Raw genomic sequence first — 16,286 nt, 5'->3', positions numbered from 1 at the left:
GTTTTATAGCGCCCCTTCCGCTAACACTTACGCAGCGTCTTCGGGGCTAATTACGCGCTGTTTAGACGCTAGGACAACGTGTATCTCCGGCCATGTATCGACCGCCCCTTCTAACGCGCTTGTCATCCGCAATGTCTCCGCCTGCAGTAGCGTAATAAACTCCGCAAGGCTCGCTGTGTCGGCGCTGACCGCCGCCTTGAAGCGTACGTAATCGAGGGCTGCGCGTAAGCCGCCCGTAGACACCGGATAATAAGCGGCGTCGTCCCACACCTCACGTTTAACGGGAGCTGGCGCTCCCTGAACCGCTTTATATACGGGAGCCTGCGTAGGGTCTACGATGCGGCGACGTTTGATAACGAAGTTCTGGGCGTTGGCGTCCGATTGGATTACGTAATCTGGCGTGAGCTGTGCGTTTAACATTAGGCAGCGCCTCCTTTTTCGTAGAGTTTTGCGTCGTTGATGCCGGAAATTTCCGTACCTAACACATTCAGTGTGAGACGTATAGCGGTTTGAGCTCGTTTAAATTCGAAAGGATTCCCGTTTACTCGTATACCTTCACACCTTTCTCGTTCGCCAAGCCATGCGTAGTAGCTGCGGATACTATCAAACGCCTGCTCGCGCGCCTCTTCCTCCGTCAGCTCGCGTTCGTATCCGTTGACGAGTGCGGATAGTAGCGTGTCAAACGAGATTGAGCGTATTCCCCTCGTAGATGGCGGAGTTCCGCGACCTTCGCTAACATACACGTCTACGATACGCTCATTACTCAGCGCTGAGCTCCGCAAACCTTCGATTCTGTCCGCAGCCTCGCGCGGAATTGTTACCTTTGCTTCGCTTGTTTTCATTACGCGTTCACCTCCGTTATTTCTACGCCCATCTCACCGAGTACAAATTCGATCCCATCCGCGTATCCGTCGTTATAATATGAGTCATAACGGTACGCATTCCGTCTCTTCCATTCGCGCCGGATAGCGTCATGCCTGCGTTCTTCCTCCGTCATTTCGCGGTCGTATCCGATGAACAGCGCCACCATTAACGTATCGAACGATATCTTACGTAGAGTTCGCGTCGCAATAGACACACCTCCACCCGTCTGCATCCAGATACCCGCTACAGCTTCGTTAGACATTTCGTAGCGGCCGCGCAGCTCAACAAGCGTATCCGCGACATCTTGCGGAAGTAACGCCTTCTTAATTTCCGTTGACATTAGCGTTCACTCCTTCGATTTTTATTCCTAGCGTATTAAGCACGAACTCGATGCCGTAAGCACATCCGCTATCCCATTGCGATTCTCCGCCAGCAGGATCGGCGATACACATGATCGCGTTTCTGTATTCGCGTTCTATTACCGCGTGCGCTTCGTCCTCGTGCGGCGGTTCGTCGGCGGCTTCGTATGTCTGCGTAAATTCCTCCGGACTACATACGTAACGATTACCGGACGCGCCCGTTATAATCCAATCGTCCGCGCGTATCTCTTCGAATCCGCTGAGCGTCTTAATTGCGGGCTCCTTACGGAAAGCTGGCGGGATTAGTGCTGTCTTATCGTGATAGCCGGCGAATCTACCGCTATCAATTGCGTAACATGCGTAACCGTCTTCGAGGCCCGGCGTGTACTGGACCGCATCGACGAGTACGGGTTTCTTGCGGAATTTCATAGCGTTAACACCTCCGTTTATTGATATAACGTGGTACTCGGGAAAACGTACACTCTACGCGCTAATCTTTTCGTAGCGTTCGTAATTCTCGCGGACACGTAAGACCGTAGCGCGAACGGATTGGCGCGACATGCCTAGCGCACGGCCCACTTCGGACTGCGTATAGTCCGCCATTAACATGCGGATGATGCGTTTAGGCTGCGGCTTTAAGCGAGCGAGGAATGCGTTGGTATCAAGGTGCGTATAATCGTCCGCATGGCCCCGCGTATCAATATCCGGTAGCGCCTCCGTAGACTTAATCCGAATACAGCGGAGAGCCTGGCGCGCTTTATCCGCGCTTATGCCGAGTTCCTGCGCTACAACTTCCGGCTGCTCGTCCGATAGGCCTGCGGAGTTGATGCGCTTAATCAGCGGATATAACCACTCTGGGATCTTAATGCCGGTAGTCGGACGCCGGGATAGCGCATTAGCGATCTCGCCGTATATGTGCGGAAATGCAAACGAACCAAACGGAACGGCGGCGTCATTATAGCGGTCATATGCGTTAAGGAGTCCGATCACGCCTTCGTTAACCGCGTCGGTGCGCGGCGTGCGTGTAGTGGCGAGCTGTGCGCGGAAATGGCGATTGATGACCGTTTCGACTAGCGGTAAGTTAGCGGTAATGAAGTCGGCGCGTGATTGCGGACCGAGTAACGGGTTATCCGGGAATTTAGCGTTCATGAGCGTCGATACCTCCGTGTGTGAAATAGTGCAAATTTTATGCGCGGATTGAGTGTTAAGCGTGCGGCGAATAAATAAGTTATTGACATCGCGGGTAGCTTGTGTTATTTTATTAAATCTTTTAAAGACTTTAAGATCTTAAAAGCTTTTAAATTACTTATTCACTTACGTTCATAAGTAATTCGGACCGGATAAAGTACAATCCGTCCCGATACAACAGGTGAAGCGCGGATTAGACTTGTATTACACATAGTTAACTGCGCCGATCTTAAAACATAAAAGAGAAAACACGTCCGATGCGCCCCGCCGCCGCGATCCTATCCATACCCTCCGCTCGCCCTCCGTCATTCTTCCGTTAAATCACCGTTGATTTAGGCGTTTTTATAGCGCGAGGGTAGACTTATCACTCCCGCATATCTCAACCGCTAATTTCACGGTGATTTAACGGTGATACGTAAGGTGGCGATTTGCAGCGCTATTTGAGCGTGATGGATACGGATGTGTAGCGCGCTTGGGTTAACGTTTGTGTGAAATAGTACAAAAAATATCCGTTTACCCTGCGCCATTTGTGCGCCTCCCTCCGCTTACACTAATAAAGCCGACGCCCGATTTAATGCCGCACACTTTTGCGTAAAATAATTCCCGCGTGCCTTATACGTAGATATCCGCAATGACTTAAGGCTCCCGCACCATCTACGGAAAATAAAAAAAACGCCGACCTCCGAAGAGATCGACGTTATGTCTAGCGTATTATTTTACGAGGCCGCTCGGACTTACCGATAACGGCGTTAATTGGCGAAAATTCATCGTGATTCTTTTTAACGTTCTTATCCGATAAATGCGTATAGTGATTCGTCATTCGTCCGTCAGCATGTCCAAGTATAACCTGCAGATGACGCTCTGATCCGCCTTCCTCAAGGAATAGCGTAGCGCCAGAGTGCCGAAGTAAATGCGGATATACCCGTTTTTCTATGCCCGCACGATCGGCGTATTTCTTCAATTGATGGCGGAAATGGTTCGGCTGCATCCGCTCACCATAGTTCGTAAGAAAGATATGCTCGCTATCAAACTCCGTTGTCTCACGTATCAACTCCGCGATCAACTTCGCCGTCCGCTTCGTAATAGGAACGATGCGCGGCTTGCGTGTCTTCGTTACCTCTCTACGTAATGACGCGTAACATGCTGTTAAATCAACGTCTTCTTTACGTAAACTCAACGCTTCATCTATGCGCAGCATTCCGTCGATTAACAGGTTAAGCACAACATAATCGCGGAAGTCACTATACTTGCGTTGGTTCGGCGCATTCAATAGTGCGCGCAATTCATCCGCTGCAAGAACGTCAATTTCACGTCCGATATCCTGCACGTTCTTTAAATACGTAAAAGGATCGGAGTCGATAACGTCCTCTTCGTGGAGAAACTTAAACATAGTTTTCAAATTCTTAACGCGCGTGTTTATAGCTTTCGGCAATAATCCGACCGTCCTAACGGAATCCGGTACGTTACAATTATCGCTAAATCGCGTCTTTTCATCGCGCAACCATATAATATACTCGCGCCCTGTCTCTACCGTAACATTACGAATATCGCGAACGATCTTACGCATGTCCAAGAATTCGCAAAAGCTCGCGTAGTTTTGCTCGTAAGTCTTGAGCGTATTAACTGCGCGCCCCTCCGACTTCTTCGCCTGGTAATAGTAATCAAATAAGTAGTCGAGTGAATAGCGCAGGCGATCGGATGTCCTATCGCTTTTCCTCGCGCGACCTTTACTTTTATCTCCGCTCAAACTAAAAAACCCCTCCCGTATTATTACGGAAAAGAGCCGATTGTATAACGCATATCATCGTTTTCTTGGAGCGCATATCTGCGTATGTCACCGCATAGTCAACGTTACAGTCACCGTACAAAGAACGGAGTAATTTGCGGGATTTTGCCGATAGCGCTGCCAGCGATGCGCTCTCCCAGCTGAGCTATGGCCCCAAACTGAAATTTCAGATGTATGTAATCACACATTTTTAAATTTTAGTTTGGTCGTAATTGAGTTGTTCCGATAAACTCAAGCGTCGTAGGCGACTTCTATATAATATAAAAAATCGCCCTCTATGTCAACACTTTTTTTAAAATTCATTTTTCCACTCAAATTCCCCGCTGAGAACTTAGAGGAAACAAACCAGTAGAAGCACTCCTAGCAGACCCTAGGACTGGCTGTAACGCCCTAACTGGGCAAAACCCTATAATCCCTCTAATTCTCCCGTACTCTTGGACAGCAGCCCCTTGAGTTCCTTCATGAACATGTTAATATCCTTGAACTGGCGATATACGGACGCAAAACGAACGTAAGCCACTTCATCTACTGGGTAGAGCTGCTCCATTACGAATTCACCAATCTGTTGGCTTTCCACTTCAGCCACGGCGATGCCGCGCAAAGATTTCTCAACCTCGGACACGATCTTTTCTAGACGTTCCACAGAAACCGGCCGTTTCTCACAAGCACGGATAAGACCGCGGAGTATTTTATCACGACTGAATTCCTCACGGCTGCCGTCTTTTTTAATTACAATCAGTGGCGTCTCTTCAATCATTTCAAAAGTAGTGAAACGTTTGCTGCAACGCTCACATTCACGCCTACGACGGATTGACTTATTTTCATTCGCTGGTCGCGAGTCCAGCACTTTAGTATTTGTGTGATCGCAGTAAGGGCATTTCATAAGCTTCATCACTTCCTATTACATAATGGTATTGGTCCCGGAATGTTATAAATCCGGCTTTTGAACGGCTTTTTTATTATTTCCAGAAATCACCGTTTTTTTCTTGTAATGATAATGGCAAGTCCGGCACATAATACAGTTACCAACAGAGGAGGTGAACAGCAATGAGCCAAAGCAACAACTCCAATAACCTTGTAGCTCCAAATTCCCGCGGTGCCTTGGAACAACTTAAATACGAAGTTGCCCAAGAACTAGGAATCACGCTTTCCCCAGATGGTTACCAAGGCAATAAAACTTCTTATGAAAATGGTTCGATCGGTGGTTACATCACTAAACGTCTTGTAACCCTGGCAGAACAACAACTGGCAGGTCAATACAAATAACCTGACCAACATAAGCTTTTTGAAGAAGTATTAAACGACCTACAGGTCGTTTAATACTTCTTTTTATACATAACACGGTAGAAATTAAAATTCTTTGTAAATGTCCGTGTACTGATCATAGTAATAATTAACGCGCTGTACATAATGCCTGGTTTCACCAATGGGAATATCTTTAATGGTTGCATCTGTCCCATCCCAGATCCCTTCGTCCAACCAGCGTTGAACTTTTCCGGGTCCAGCATTATAGGCTGCGATAATTGCTGTACGTTTACCTTCGAACTGACGGGATAAAGTTGAAAGATACCATGTACCCAGTTCAATATTAGCCGAAGGCTCATGCTTGAGTTCTTCCATAGATACGTTTGGAAGCTTGGCCTTTTCCAGCGCCCACTTCGCGGTATCCGGCATAAGCTGCATCAGCCCTAGTGCGCCTTTTTTGGATTCTCGTCCAGTTTTAAAGTTCGTTTCTACACGAATAATCGCGGTTACAAGAAACGGGTCTATCTCATAAGTGATGCTGTGCTTGCGAATCTCATCTTTAAAATGGATGGGATAAAACCACGACATCCAGTTTGTACTCAGAAACAATATTGCCGTAAAACCAACAAATAGCAGAAGCAGTACTCTTTTTTTACGTAACCATTTCATGATAAACCCAGCCTGTCCCAAAAAACAGCAACCTGTTGCTCAGTGTACGCAAGATCGCCACTGTTGTCGATGATGTAGTCCGCTTTATTACGTTTCTGTTCAATATCCATCTGTGCATTCAATCGCGCTTCTGCTTCTTCTAAAGAGAGCCTGTTACGTTCCATTAATCGAGTAATTTGCACTTCACGGGGAACGTAGACTACTACAATCTCATGGAACAGGGTCTCAAGCCCTGATTCAAAAAGAAGCGGAATATCCACAATAATAAGCCGCTTCGGCTCTTCCTGCTCCATGCTGTACATACGATTTTTGATTTCCTGCCGGATGGCAGGATGCGTCAAATTGTTCAAGGTTTGCAGGGCCACCGGATCTTGAAAGACGATTTCACCTAATTTGGCCCTATTCAGTGTTCCATCCGGAAAAAGGATCTCTTTTCCAAATTGCTTAGCAGCAGCAGCCAACACTTCATGCCCGGGAAGCATAACTTCTCTGGCGATCACATCGGCATCAACCAGCCTCGCTCCCTTGTTCACAAGCAGTGCAGACACTGTGCTTTTTCCGGATGCGATTCCTCCGGTTAAGCCTATAATCATGTACTCACCTCATAATAGCTTCAGTATTCCCATTGCAATTAATAATAACGCTGGTAATGCGGCAGCATGCTTCATCCAGTAGTTCCCGGCAAATCTAAGTCCAGTCTTCATACCCAGCAATAGAAATGTACCACTAAACAAAGCTATTGTAAGTGATGTCCATATCGGATTGAAGCCAAGCAGCGCTGCGCCAAGTCCAGCCCCAAAAGCATCCAGAGAGAGCGCAATCCCAAGTATCATCGCTTCCATCGAAGAGATGCTTCCTGAGGCATCCATATCCGCAGAAGACGGGGTACGCAAGATCTGCACTACAATCCCCAAACGGCGAAGCTCAAGCGAAAAAACAGCTGATTTCAACGGTTCATCATTCATAACAGGTTCTGTACCCGCTTCAGAATCAGCAGCTACCTCTGCCCAAGCCTGCCCGGAAAATGAGCCCTCATCTACCGTTTCAGCTTTACGTCCGCCATCTGCATCTTTCTCTTTTTGCATCAGCATCTGAACAAGCGACCAGCACCCCATTAGCACAAGTATAACCGCACCAACCATAGAAGCTGCATTCGGAGACACTACCTTAGCAAGCAAAACCCCAACCTGCATCGATACACAGATAACTACCCCCGAACAGAGCGAGATAATCAGAACGGAGAGCAGTGGTATTTTCATTTTACGCAGCCCATATGTAATTCCTACACCAAAACCGTCCAAACTCAAGGCAAACGCTAGCAATAGCAGTGAAAATAATGGGCTGAGCACCCGCAATCCCTCCTGTGAAGAACCGGCAAACTGAAAAGTTTATCGTTTCAGCTTCCGTTCTCTATTAAGCATTCTTCACACAGTATATGGGCGGGACAAGTAGTGGGTGCCAACCTTATTATTTCAACAAATTCAGTTAACCGTCGGACGCTGGCAATTTGGACAATAATGCGTGCCACGACCGCCTACAACCGTCTTCTCAATCATCGTTCCACAGTTACTGCACGGCTGATCCTTACGACCGTAAATCAATAGCTGCTGCTGATACGTACCGCTCTCACCTTGGCCATTAACATATGACTTAACAGATGAACCTCCGGCGTTAACCGCTTCGGCCAGCGTGCTTACAATGGCATGATGCAGCTTGTCCAATTGATTGTCCGTGAGCGATTTGGCGCTGTCTTCAGGATGGATGCCCGCACGGTGCAACGACTCATCTACATAAATATTGCCGATGCCGACGATATATTCCTGATTAAGCAGCAGCGATTTAATTTTGGTGCTTTTACCTGACACGATCTGCTTAAACCTCTCCGGTGTAAAAGAAGGCTCCAGCGGCTCCTGCCCCAGCTTGTTTAAAGGCGGCAGCTGAAGATCTTCTCCCATCTGAAAAAGATGCATCGTACCGAACTGGCGAACATCCGTGTAACGCAGCTCAGTTCCATCCGTAAAATGAAAAATCACATGTGTATGCTTGTCCAGTGGGTCATCATTTGAAAAAAGTCCGTAACGGCCTTCCATCCGCAAATGTGACACAAGCACCAGACCATCCAGCACAATACGCAAAAACTTTCCTCTTCGTTCAACTTTAACAATGCTATGACCTGCCAGCAGGTGGGCAAAAGCCTGAATATCATCCGGACGCTGAATAATCCGCGCCAACCGGACGGTTACATTCTCTATCTGCTTTCCATTAACTAACTCATTAAGTGTTCTCTTGACTGTCTCTACTTCCGGTAATTCCGGCATGATGTCTTCACCTCAACTACATTATAGCTGATATGCACACCTTAAAGGGAGTCTATTTCGCCTCGTACCAGTTACTTCCAAAGCTGACCTCTGCCTTAAGTGGCACAGATAACTTCAGGGCTCCACCCATTACTTCCGGCAAAAGCGTCTTCATAAGCTCCATTTCATCCTCTGGCACCTCGAATACAAGCTCATCGTGTACTTGAAGCAGCATACGGCTCTTAAGCCCACGATCAAATAATGCCTTGTCCATATGCACCATCGCCAGCTTGATAATATCCGCTGCTGTTCCCTGTATAGGTGTATTCATTGCTGTCCGCTCCGCAAAAGAGCGCAGATTAAAGTTTTTCGCATTAATCTCCGGCAGATAACGGCGACGTTCGAGCAACGTGGTCACATAACCATACTTCCGCGCCTCTACTACGATATCGTCCATATAGCGGCGCACACCCTGATATACCTCGAAATACTGCTCAATAAATTGAGCGGCTTCCTTACGCGGAATATTCAAATTCTGCGAGAGGCCGTAATCACTGATCCCGTAGACGATCCCGAAGTTTACGGCTTTTGCGGCACGGCGCATATTGCTGTCCACCTGTTCCGCGGTCACACCGAACACATCCATCGCTGTCTTCGTGTGAATATCCATATCATGCAGAAAAGCTTCCTTCATCCGCTCATCACCTGAAATATGCGCAAGCACACGCAGTTCGATCTGCGAATAGTCGGCTGCCAGGATGGACCAGCCCGGTTCGGACGGAACGAATACCTTGCGGATTTTGCGTCCTTCCTCTAGACGAATCGGGATATTCTGCAAGTTCGGGAATTGGCTGCTAAGCCGTCCTGTAGCGGCAATCGTCTGCCGGTAGAATGTATGCACCTTCCCTGTGTTCGGGGAAATTTCTTTAAGCAGCCCCTCTACGTAGGTAGATTGAAGCTTCGCAATTGTGCGATATTGCAAAATCAAACGCACCACATCGTGGTATGGCGCCAGTTTTTCAAGCACTTCGGCATCCGTGGAATAACCCGTCTTCGTCTTCTTGACGACAGGCAGACCTAGCTTTACAAACAAGATTTCACCCAGCTGCTTTGGTGAGTTCAAATTAAACTCAGTGCCACAAATCTCGTATATTTCACTGACCAATTTGGAAATTTGCGCCTCAAATTCTTTTCCAAGCTCTTTAAGATCACCAGCATTGACTGCAATCCCCTGTTTCTCCATATCCGCCAAAATCCGTGACAAAGGCATTTCCAGATCCTCGAATAGCCCTGTCATCGCGGTCTTCACCAGCTCCTGCTGTTGCTTCTGTGCGATTCCAAGAACCGTTGCACTCTTTCGTGCAACGTGATTTCCTAAGACTTCAAGCTCAGGGATTTTGTATTTGGCACCTTTACCAAATACCTCTTCATCAGGAGAGAGCCGCGGCAAGCCGTATTTAGCAGTGAGATCGTTTAGATTCTGATTAGCCTCCGTAGGATCAAGCAAATAAGCCGCCAGCTGCACATCATGGGCTGCACCTGCAAAAGCAATTCCCTGCCAGTGTAGAGCCAAATCAGCGCGGTGAAGATCATATCCACTTTTCGGAGCCTTTTCATCTCCTAGCCAATCACGCAGCTTCGCAGCAGCTGGCTTATGCAGTAATTCAAACGGCACATAGTAATGCCGCTCCAGAGAGGACAATCCTATTCCGATTACCTCGGCACGATGCGGATTATCTCCATTCGATTCCACATGCAGCGCCGAAATGCCAGCCAGGGCTTCACTTAGCCCCTTAAGTTCTTCTTCACTTACGATCGTAATATCAAGTGCAGCTGCTTCTACTTCAGCAGCACTTTCCTCTCCCTCGGCAACAGGAGCATAAGCACTAAGAGACAAACGTTCCAACAGTGATTTAAATTCCAGCTTGGCAAGCGCTGGGCCGGCTGTATCCGCTGAAATTCCATTAAAGACCATGTCTTCCCACGAATGCTCAAGCGGCACTTCGCGATAGATGGTCGCTAATTTTTTACTCATTACCGCATCTTCCGCATGGGTTTCCAGTTTTTCTTTCATTTTACCCTTTAGCTCACCGGTTCCAGCTAAGACACCTTCCACCGATCCAAATTGATGCAGCAGCTTCAAAGCTGTCTTCTCACCTACGCCGGGTACTCCCGGGATGTTGTCACTCGCATCGCCCATCAGCCCTTTAAGATCAATGATCTGCTCTGGGGTTAGGTCATATTTCTCCCGGATTTGTTCCGGCCCATAAAGCTCAACTTCAGTGACCCCTTTGCGGATTAAAGCAACGGTCGTATGCTCAGAGGCCAGCTGCAACATATCCTTGTCTCCCGACACGATCATAACCTGCCGTCCCGCTTCATCCGCCTGGCGCGAAATGGTGCCAATAATATCATCAGCCTCATAATTGCCAATTTCAAACTGCGGTACACCTAAATTAGTCAGCAATTCCTTCAGCAATGGGAACTGCTCGGAGAGCTCGGGCGGTGTTTTTTGCCGGCCGCCCTTATAATCCTGATAACCTTCATGCCGAAAAGTAACTTTCCCTGCATCGAAAGCGACAATCATATGTGTCGGTTTATGTTCTTCAATTAATCGAAGCAGCATCGTTGTAAATCCGTACACCGCATTTGTCTGTTGCCCTGCTGTATTCGTCAGCGGGGGCATCGCAAAAAAAGCACGGTAAATAATATTGTTTCCATCTATAAGTATCAACTTGTCCATAGTGCACCTCGCCTTTTCATGCTTACTCCTTACATCTTACCATATGCCCTCTACAAGTAGAAACGGCTTTACCAACCTAAACAGTGGGATAAGCTGATATGTTAAGGATATACAACAAGTAGCCGCCCTTTTAAAAGGGCGGCTACTTAGTTTAACTAAAGATATAACAAAAGATGTGTAAGTACAAATTACTGATTCAAGTCCGGACGGCTGCCTGTGACCAGATAAACAACACTCTCACCAATGTTAGTCGCATGATCGGCAATCCGTTCAATATAACGGCCTACCAGCGTTAATAACATAGCTTGGGACACAGAATCCGGTTTTGCCACCATATAACTATATAGCTCATTGATCATCGAACCATATAATTGATCGACCTGATCATCATCTTGTGCCATTCTATAAGCCAGATCAGTGTTCTCATCCAGATAAGACTGGATAGCCTCATCAATCATGGTCGTCACAATTTCCGCCATACGCGGAATGTCTACAAGCGGCTTGATCAGCTGCTGTCCATGGATGCGCATAGTTGCTTTCGCAACATCAATAGCCAAGTCACCCATACGTTCCAAATCGCTAGATATTTTGAAAGCAACGATAATGCGGCGCAAATCTTTTGCTACAGGCTGCTGCGTAATAATTAGCCGTGAGCCAATTTCCATGATTTTATCTTCCATGGCATTCAGCTGCAAATCTGCTTTAATGATTTCCTGAGCGCGTACAGTATCAAGATTCTGTAAAGCAACAATTGCTCCACCAAGAGCATCTATTACATGTTCACCCATCTGCTGCAGCAGACTGCGTAGCTCTTCCAAATCTTTATCAAATTCTTTTCTGCGAATCATAGTAAGAGCGATCCTCCTCATTAATGTATGGTCAGCTTGCCATTTCCAAGGACGAGCGCCCTTGTAGCCCGTATCAGCCGAAACGTCCAGAAATATAATCTTCGGTGCGGGAATCCTTAGGAGTCGAGAACAACACCTCTGTATCCGCCGCCTCTACAATTACACCATTCAAGAAAAACACGGTTCGACCAGATACACGTGCCGCCTGATGCATGTTATGAGTAACCATAACGATTGTATACTTACTTCTTAATTCCTGTACAAGCTCCTCTATCTTGAGCGTAGACACAGGATCCAGTGCAGACGTTGCTTCATCCATGAGCAGGATATCCGGCTGAACTGCCAAAGCTCGGGCAATACACAGCCGTTGCTGCTGTCCGCCGGACAAGCTAAGGGCAGATTTTTTCAGAAAATCTTTAACTTCCTCCCACAGCGCGGAATGACGCAGACTTTGCTCTACAATCTCATCCAGTTCGCTCTTTGAACGAATGCCATGCAGGCGAGGACCGTAAGCTACATTGTCGTAAATCGACTTTGGAAAAGGATTTGGCTGTTGGAATACCATGCCGACCTGTTTACGCAGGCTTTCTACCTCTACCTCGTCACTATAAATATTTTTGCCACCGATGTTTACAGTTCCTTCAATACGTGTACCAGGAATCATATCATTCATACGATTCAGCGTGCGCAACAGAGTGGATTTTCCGCAACCGGAAGGTCCGATAAAAGCAGTAACCTGTTTCTCCGGAATTTGCAGATTCACATTCTTCAGTGCGTGAAATGACTCATAGTAGAGATCAAGTTTCTCTATGTCAATGATGGATTTCATTAGTATTTACGTCTCCTTCTCATCATCTTCGTTCTCCATAATAAGCTTTTAATGTAAATACAGTTGGAGAGAAATGTTAACGCAATGTAAAATTGGTGAAGATGAATTAGTCCACGTGATAGTATTCCCTACAATTCGGCGTGTAATCTCACCTGAATCTTGTTTATGAACGGGATAAAGAAGAAAACTCCCGTCATGCTAAATGACCGGAGCTCTCTTTTTGTTAACAACTAATTTATAACCTACACCTCGAATGGAATCGATATGAACGGATTCTGGATCTAGCTCAAGCTTTTTACGGAGTGAACTTACATGCACATCAACTGTACGCTGTCCACCAATATAATCAAAGCCCCAAACAGCGTTCATAAGATCATCTCTTGTCAGCACTACCCCGGGTTTACGGGCCAAATATAACAATACCTCGAACTCTTTAGGTCGAAGGTTGATGCTATGTCCTCCTAAGGAAACTTCATACCGCTCAGGATAGATTTCTAGTTGTCCCAGAATGATCGTTGAAGCAGATATAGGTGTCTCTTGTGGAGCCTCCTCAGCAAGGCCGGAAATCCGCCGTAATACAGCGCTCACTCTTGCAAGCAATTCGGATACTCCAAAAGGTTTGGTTATATAATCATCAGCACCGGATTTCAGCCCTCTAACCACATCTTCTTCAGCATTTTTAGCAGTCAATACGATAATAGGTGTGCGGATACCTTGTCCACGCAATTTATCAAGGATGTCAATGCCATTCATTCCTGGCAGCATCAGATCCAATACGATCAAGTCAAAAGGTTCCCTCGTCGCACGATCATATCCTGCCGTTCCATGATCCTCTACCGTCACCTCGTAACCTTCCTGCGTTAAGTTATAGGACAGCAGCCGGGCTAGTGTCGGTTCGTCTTCAATGACAAGCAATCGTTGAGCCATAGGTTCCCCCGTCTTCCATATAGTTTGATTTTTACAAAACAGCAACAAAACCATCATATCACCGTAATGTTAACTTAGTGTAAAATTGAAAAAGTGAATTTACAAAAATCTAATCGGTCTTTTCTTCCTGCAGCAAAGGCAATTCAATCACAAAGGAACTGCCGATTCCCAGATCACTTTCAACTGAAATCACTCCATGGTGCATATCTACCAAATGCTTCACAATAGACAGCCCCAATCCCGTTCCACCGGAGCTTCTGGATCTTGCCTTATCCACACGGTAAAAACGTTCAAAAATACGCGGCAGATCTTTTTTAGGAATCCCCATACCCGTATCGCTAACAGTAAATTGAACATTTTCGGAGCCGTCTGGTTTCAGTAGACTCTTAACGTAGACCTTTACGTTTCCGCCTTCATGTGTGTAATTAATCGCATTAGAGAAAAGATTCATAAAGATTTGACGCAGCTTATCCTCATCCGCCTCAATGAACAGCTCCTCAGGAACCTCTACATTAAGACTAATGTTTTTCTTCTCAGCGACTTTACTGATGGTTCCCAGCACGGAATCAAAGAATTCAATGATATGAACCGGTGAGCAATCGAGCTGCACCCGTTTAGATTCGATTTTAGATAATTCCAGAATATCTCCAATCAAGCGATTTAAACGCTCATTCTCATCATATATAATTTGCAGGAAGGATCTCGCCGTCTTCTCATCTTTAACTCCGCCTCCCAGTAAGGTCTCGGCAAACCCTTTGACCGCTGCAACCGGAGTCTTTAGTTCATGCGATACGTTAGCGACAAATTCACTGCGCATCCGCTCCAAACGGCGAATTTCCGTAACCTCTTGCAATAGGAAAAGCATACCTCTGTACGTACCATCCTGGATCATCGGAACCGCGTCCATCCGTACAATTCGCTCTCTTGGGTTATAAATACTTCGCTCTTCATGAATCGGCTCCCGGCTTAATACCCCTTCTTCAAGCAGACGGGTTAGCTCATAATGCCGTTTTAACTCTTTGTACGAATGACCCGCCATTTCACTGTTGCTGACATCAAGCATTCGCTCTGAAGCCCGATTGAGCAGCGCAATCTCTTCTTCCGCATTGATCATTATGATGCCGCCAGTCATATTATCCAGCACGCTTTGCAGCAGATCCTCATTATCACGAATCGTCTTGAGCTGGTCTTGAAGACTGTCTGCCATCGCATTAATCGCTGTAGCCAGCTGTCCAACTTCATCTTTACGCTTCAAATGAACTCTGGCATCATAATCCAGATCGGTAATCCGCCGGGCGACTCTTGTGATTTGCTCCAACGGGGAAGTCATGCTTGAAGCTACTTTATAGCTCACAATAGTTGCTGACAAGAACAAGATAATAAGACCTGCAGCCATGATCATCCAAGCATGCTTAAGACCTTGAGTAACAGCATCAAGTCCCATTGAGACCCGAATATAGCCGTCAAATCCTTGATCAGAAGTTACCTTTCCAGCCACATATAACATCTCATGCTTTAGAGTTTCGCTGTAACGGATTGCCCGTCCAGTTCCCTCTTTCGCAGCCCCTATCTCTTCTTCACGATTGGAGTGGTTGTCCATTTCCAAGGGGTTTTTCTCAGAATCGCCAATTACTTTACCCGACTTTGTAATAAACGTTATCCGAGAATCTAAAAGTTTAGAAATATGCTCCGCCTGTTCAGTGTAATACGGGATCGCATTTGAAGAATTCATATCTACAAATTCCAGTGTGCCTGAGAGCAAACTTATTTCCCGGGACATATTCTCTTCCAGAGCAGTTATATGGGAGCTCTTAAACAGATGAGCCATCGTAAATCCAGTACCAATCATGGAAATACCGATTAAGGCCATAAGTATAAACGTAAGACGAGCGCGAAACGGTTTCATCTGAAATGTGCCTCTCCCTTTATCATTGTATCTTTTATCCTAACTTCATTTTCTCCAAAATACCAGTACGACTATGACCGTGACATAAGCCCCCCCAGAGTAGATTATATAAAAGTAACAGCCCGAGTTGATTAACTCTGGACTGTTACTTTGTATTACTTTTGTAAAAACACATGTGTTTATTCTGTACGGGTGGCAAGAAACCACTGATTACCCTGACGGTCTCTAACCCCTGCTCCTCTTTCTCCATAGGACTTATCCAGTGGTTCTTCAATAATAGAGGCCCCGGCATTCAGGCACTTGCGGTAGGTCTCATCAACATTTCTTACATAAAGATGAATGGCAAGCTGTACCGGTGAATACTTTTCATTCGCTTCGGAAATCTCAATGATGGAATCACCGATTCTGACCTCGGCATGCCTAATCCTACCCTCATCGTTTCGCAGCATATCAATAATTTTGGCATCAAAGCAGTGCACAACAAAATCTATCAATTGGTCTGCATCTTCCGCAATAAAATACGGCGTAACGTTAAGAAACCCATTTCTAATATAATGTGGTGCCATTCGTTGTCCTCCTTTGGACAGGCAAAAACGCCTTCGGCGTTCCTTAAGGATAATTTATA

At 46.4% G+C, this 16,286-nt stretch carries 18 protein-coding genes; 1 reads left to right on the top strand and 17 read right to left on the bottom strand.

Annotated features, from left to right (window positions below; genetic code table 11):
- Positions 1-27 precede the first annotated feature (27 nt).
- The 7 genes from MKZ16_RS10195 to nrdR form a co-directional block, all read right to left on the bottom strand.
- Positions 28-420, bottom strand: a complete 393-nt coding sequence (locus MKZ16_RS10195; RefSeq protein WP_076104064.1) for a hypothetical protein — start codon at positions 418-420, stop codon at positions 28-30.
- On the bottom strand, positions 420-842 hold the full coding sequence (locus MKZ16_RS10190) for a hypothetical protein (RefSeq protein ID WP_076104065.1): 423 nt from the start codon (positions 840-842) through the stop codon (positions 420-422). The genes MKZ16_RS10195 and MKZ16_RS10190 overlap by 1 nt, the downstream gene beginning before the upstream one ends.
- Positions 842-1,204 carry a hypothetical protein gene (locus MKZ16_RS10185; RefSeq protein ID WP_076104066.1) on the bottom strand — a complete coding sequence of 121 codons (363 nt, stop codon included), beginning with the start codon at positions 1,202-1,204 and terminating at the stop codon, positions 842-844. Before MKZ16_RS10185 ends, MKZ16_RS10190 begins: the two co-directional genes overlap by 1 nt.
- Positions 1,188-1,652, bottom strand: a complete 465-nt coding sequence (locus tag MKZ16_RS10180) for a hypothetical protein (protein ID WP_339815612.1) — start codon at positions 1,650-1,652, stop codon at positions 1,188-1,190. The genes MKZ16_RS10185 and MKZ16_RS10180 overlap by 17 nt, the downstream gene beginning before the upstream one ends.
- Before the next feature lie 54 nt (positions 1,653-1,706).
- A complete protein-coding gene (locus tag MKZ16_RS10175; protein ID WP_076104068.1) occupies positions 1,707-2,372 on the bottom strand; it encodes a sigma-70 family RNA polymerase sigma factor in 666 nt (221 codons plus the stop codon).
- A 742-nt stretch (positions 2,373-3,114) separates the two neighbouring features.
- Positions 3,115-4,158 carry a tyrosine-type recombinase/integrase gene (locus MKZ16_RS10170; RefSeq protein WP_076104069.1) on the bottom strand — a complete coding sequence of 348 codons (1,044 nt, stop codon included), beginning with the start codon at positions 4,156-4,158 and terminating at the stop codon, positions 3,115-3,117.
- A gap of 445 nt (positions 4,159-4,603) precedes the next feature.
- Positions 4,604-5,080 (bottom strand): transcriptional regulator NrdR, encoded by a 477-nt coding sequence (gene nrdR / locus MKZ16_RS10165; protein WP_036678976.1) that lies wholly within the window; start codon positions 5,078-5,080, stop codon positions 4,604-4,606.
- Between the two features lie 164 nt (positions 5,081-5,244).
- Here nrdR and MKZ16_RS10160 point away from each other — a divergent pair, with 164 nt between their 5' ends.
- Positions 5,245-5,463: an alpha/beta-type small acid-soluble spore protein gene (locus tag MKZ16_RS10160; RefSeq protein WP_036678974.1), complete on the top strand. Its 219-nt coding sequence runs from the start codon at positions 5,245-5,247 to the stop codon at positions 5,461-5,463.
- 84 nt (positions 5,464-5,547) lie between these two features.
- On the opposite strand, the gene MKZ16_RS10155 is transcribed toward MKZ16_RS10160, so the two are convergent.
- The 10 genes from MKZ16_RS10155 to MKZ16_RS10110 form a co-directional block, all read right to left on the bottom strand.
- Positions 5,548-6,111, bottom strand: coding sequence for a lytic transglycosylase domain-containing protein (locus MKZ16_RS10155; protein WP_036678971.1), 564 nt, complete (start codon positions 6,109-6,111; stop codon positions 5,548-5,550).
- On the bottom strand, positions 6,108-6,704 hold the full coding sequence (gene coaE / locus MKZ16_RS10150) for a dephospho-CoA kinase (RefSeq protein WP_076104070.1): 597 nt from the start codon (positions 6,702-6,704) through the stop codon (positions 6,108-6,110). The genes MKZ16_RS10155 and coaE overlap by 4 nt, the downstream gene beginning before the upstream one ends.
- A 9-nt stretch (positions 6,705-6,713) precedes the next feature.
- The gene (locus tag MKZ16_RS10145; RefSeq protein ID WP_076104071.1) at positions 6,714-7,460 is read right to left on the bottom strand and encodes a manganese efflux pump; all 747 of its coding nucleotides are present in this window, start codon (positions 7,458-7,460) and stop codon (positions 6,714-6,716) included.
- Positions 7,461-7,592: 132 nt separating this feature from the next.
- Positions 7,593-8,429 carry a DNA-formamidopyrimidine glycosylase gene (gene mutM, locus MKZ16_RS10140; protein WP_036678963.1) on the bottom strand — a complete coding sequence of 279 codons (837 nt, stop codon included), beginning with the start codon at positions 8,427-8,429 and terminating at the stop codon, positions 7,593-7,595.
- Between the two features lie 52 nt (positions 8,430-8,481).
- The gene (gene polA, locus MKZ16_RS10135; protein WP_076104072.1) at positions 8,482-11,151 is read right to left on the bottom strand and encodes a DNA polymerase I; all 2,670 of its coding nucleotides are present in this window, start codon (positions 11,149-11,151) and stop codon (positions 8,482-8,484) included.
- A 188-nt stretch (positions 11,152-11,339) separates the two neighbouring features.
- A complete protein-coding gene (gene phoU, locus MKZ16_RS10130) occupies positions 11,340-11,999 on the bottom strand; it encodes a phosphate signaling complex protein PhoU (RefSeq protein WP_036678957.1) in 660 nt (219 codons plus the stop codon).
- Positions 12,000-12,072: 73 nt separating this feature from the next.
- Entirely contained in the window at positions 12,073-12,828 is a 756-nt protein-coding gene (gene pstB, locus MKZ16_RS10125; RefSeq protein WP_036678954.1) for a phosphate ABC transporter ATP-binding protein PstB, read from the bottom strand.
- A gap of 198 nt (positions 12,829-13,026) precedes the next feature.
- The gene (locus MKZ16_RS10120) at positions 13,027-13,755 is read right to left on the bottom strand and encodes a response regulator transcription factor (protein WP_036678951.1); all 729 of its coding nucleotides are present in this window, start codon (positions 13,753-13,755) and stop codon (positions 13,027-13,029) included.
- A gap of 109 nt (positions 13,756-13,864) precedes the next feature.
- Positions 13,865-15,661 carry an ATP-binding protein gene (locus tag MKZ16_RS10115; RefSeq protein ID WP_036678948.1) on the bottom strand — a complete coding sequence of 599 codons (1,797 nt, stop codon included), beginning with the start codon at positions 15,659-15,661 and terminating at the stop codon, positions 13,865-13,867.
- A gap of 179 nt (positions 15,662-15,840) precedes the next feature.
- A complete protein-coding gene (locus tag MKZ16_RS10110) occupies positions 15,841-16,227 on the bottom strand; it encodes a VOC family protein (RefSeq protein ID WP_076104073.1) in 387 nt (128 codons plus the stop codon).
- Positions 16,228-16,286: the final 59 nt, after the last annotated feature.

The sequence above is a fragment of the Paenibacillus sp. FSL R5-0928 genome (assembly GCF_037970385.1).
In the GTDB taxonomy this organism is placed as follows: domain Bacteria; phylum Bacillota; class Bacilli; order Paenibacillales; family Paenibacillaceae; genus Paenibacillus_AQ; species Paenibacillus_AQ odorifer.
This window is presented reverse-complemented; position numbering and strand designations above follow the sequence as displayed.

What these genes read in the sequence shown, in the direction of transcription:
- phoU (WP_036678957.1), bottom strand. Translation starts at nt 11,999, where the DNA reads ATGATTCGCAGAAAAGAATTTGATAAAGATTTGGAAGAGCTACGCAGT.
- MKZ16_RS10190 (WP_076104065.1), bottom strand. Translation starts at nt 842, where the DNA reads ATGAAAACAAGCGAAGCAAAGGTAACAATTCCGCGCGAGGCTGCGGAC.
- MKZ16_RS10195 (WP_076104064.1), bottom strand. Translation starts at nt 420, where the DNA reads ATGTTAAACGCACAGCTCACGCCAGATTACGTAATCCAATCGGACGCC.
- MKZ16_RS10180 (WP_339815612.1), bottom strand. Translation starts at nt 1,652, where the DNA reads ATGAAATTCCGCAAGAAACCCGTACTCGTCGATGCGGTCCAGTACACG.
- coaE (WP_076104070.1), bottom strand. Translation starts at nt 6,704, where the DNA reads ATGATTATAGGCTTAACCGGAGGAATCGCATCCGGAAAAAGCACAGTG.
- MKZ16_RS10110 (WP_076104073.1), bottom strand. Translation starts at nt 16,227, where the DNA reads ATGGCACCACATTATATTAGAAATGGGTTTCTTAACGTTACGCCGTAT.
- MKZ16_RS10185 (WP_076104066.1), bottom strand. Translation starts at nt 1,204, where the DNA reads ATGTCAACGGAAATTAAGAAGGCGTTACTTCCGCAAGATGTCGCGGAT.
- polA (WP_076104072.1), bottom strand. Translation starts at nt 11,151, where the DNA reads ATGGACAAGTTGATACTTATAGATGGAAACAATATTATTTACCGTGCT.
- MKZ16_RS10160 (WP_036678974.1), top strand. Translation starts at nt 5,245, where the DNA reads ATGAGCCAAAGCAACAACTCCAATAACCTTGTAGCTCCAAATTCCCGC.
- mutM (WP_036678963.1), bottom strand. Translation starts at nt 8,429, where the DNA reads ATGCCGGAATTACCGGAAGTAGAGACAGTCAAGAGAACACTTAATGAG.
- pstB (WP_036678954.1), bottom strand. Translation starts at nt 12,828, where the DNA reads ATGAAATCCATCATTGACATAGAGAAACTTGATCTCTACTATGAGTCA.
- MKZ16_RS10120 (WP_036678951.1), bottom strand. Translation starts at nt 13,755, where the DNA reads ATGGCTCAACGATTGCTTGTCATTGAAGACGAACCGACACTAGCCCGG.
- MKZ16_RS10175 (WP_076104068.1), bottom strand. Translation starts at nt 2,372, where the DNA reads ATGAACGCTAAATTCCCGGATAACCCGTTACTCGGTCCGCAATCACGC.
- MKZ16_RS10155 (WP_036678971.1), bottom strand. Translation starts at nt 6,111, where the DNA reads ATGAAATGGTTACGTAAAAAAAGAGTACTGCTTCTGCTATTTGTTGGT.
- nrdR (WP_036678976.1), bottom strand. Translation starts at nt 5,080, where the DNA reads ATGAAATGCCCTTACTGCGATCACACAAATACTAAAGTGCTGGACTCG.
- MKZ16_RS10115 (WP_036678948.1), bottom strand. Translation starts at nt 15,661, where the DNA reads ATGAAACCGTTTCGCGCTCGTCTTACGTTTATACTTATGGCCTTAATC.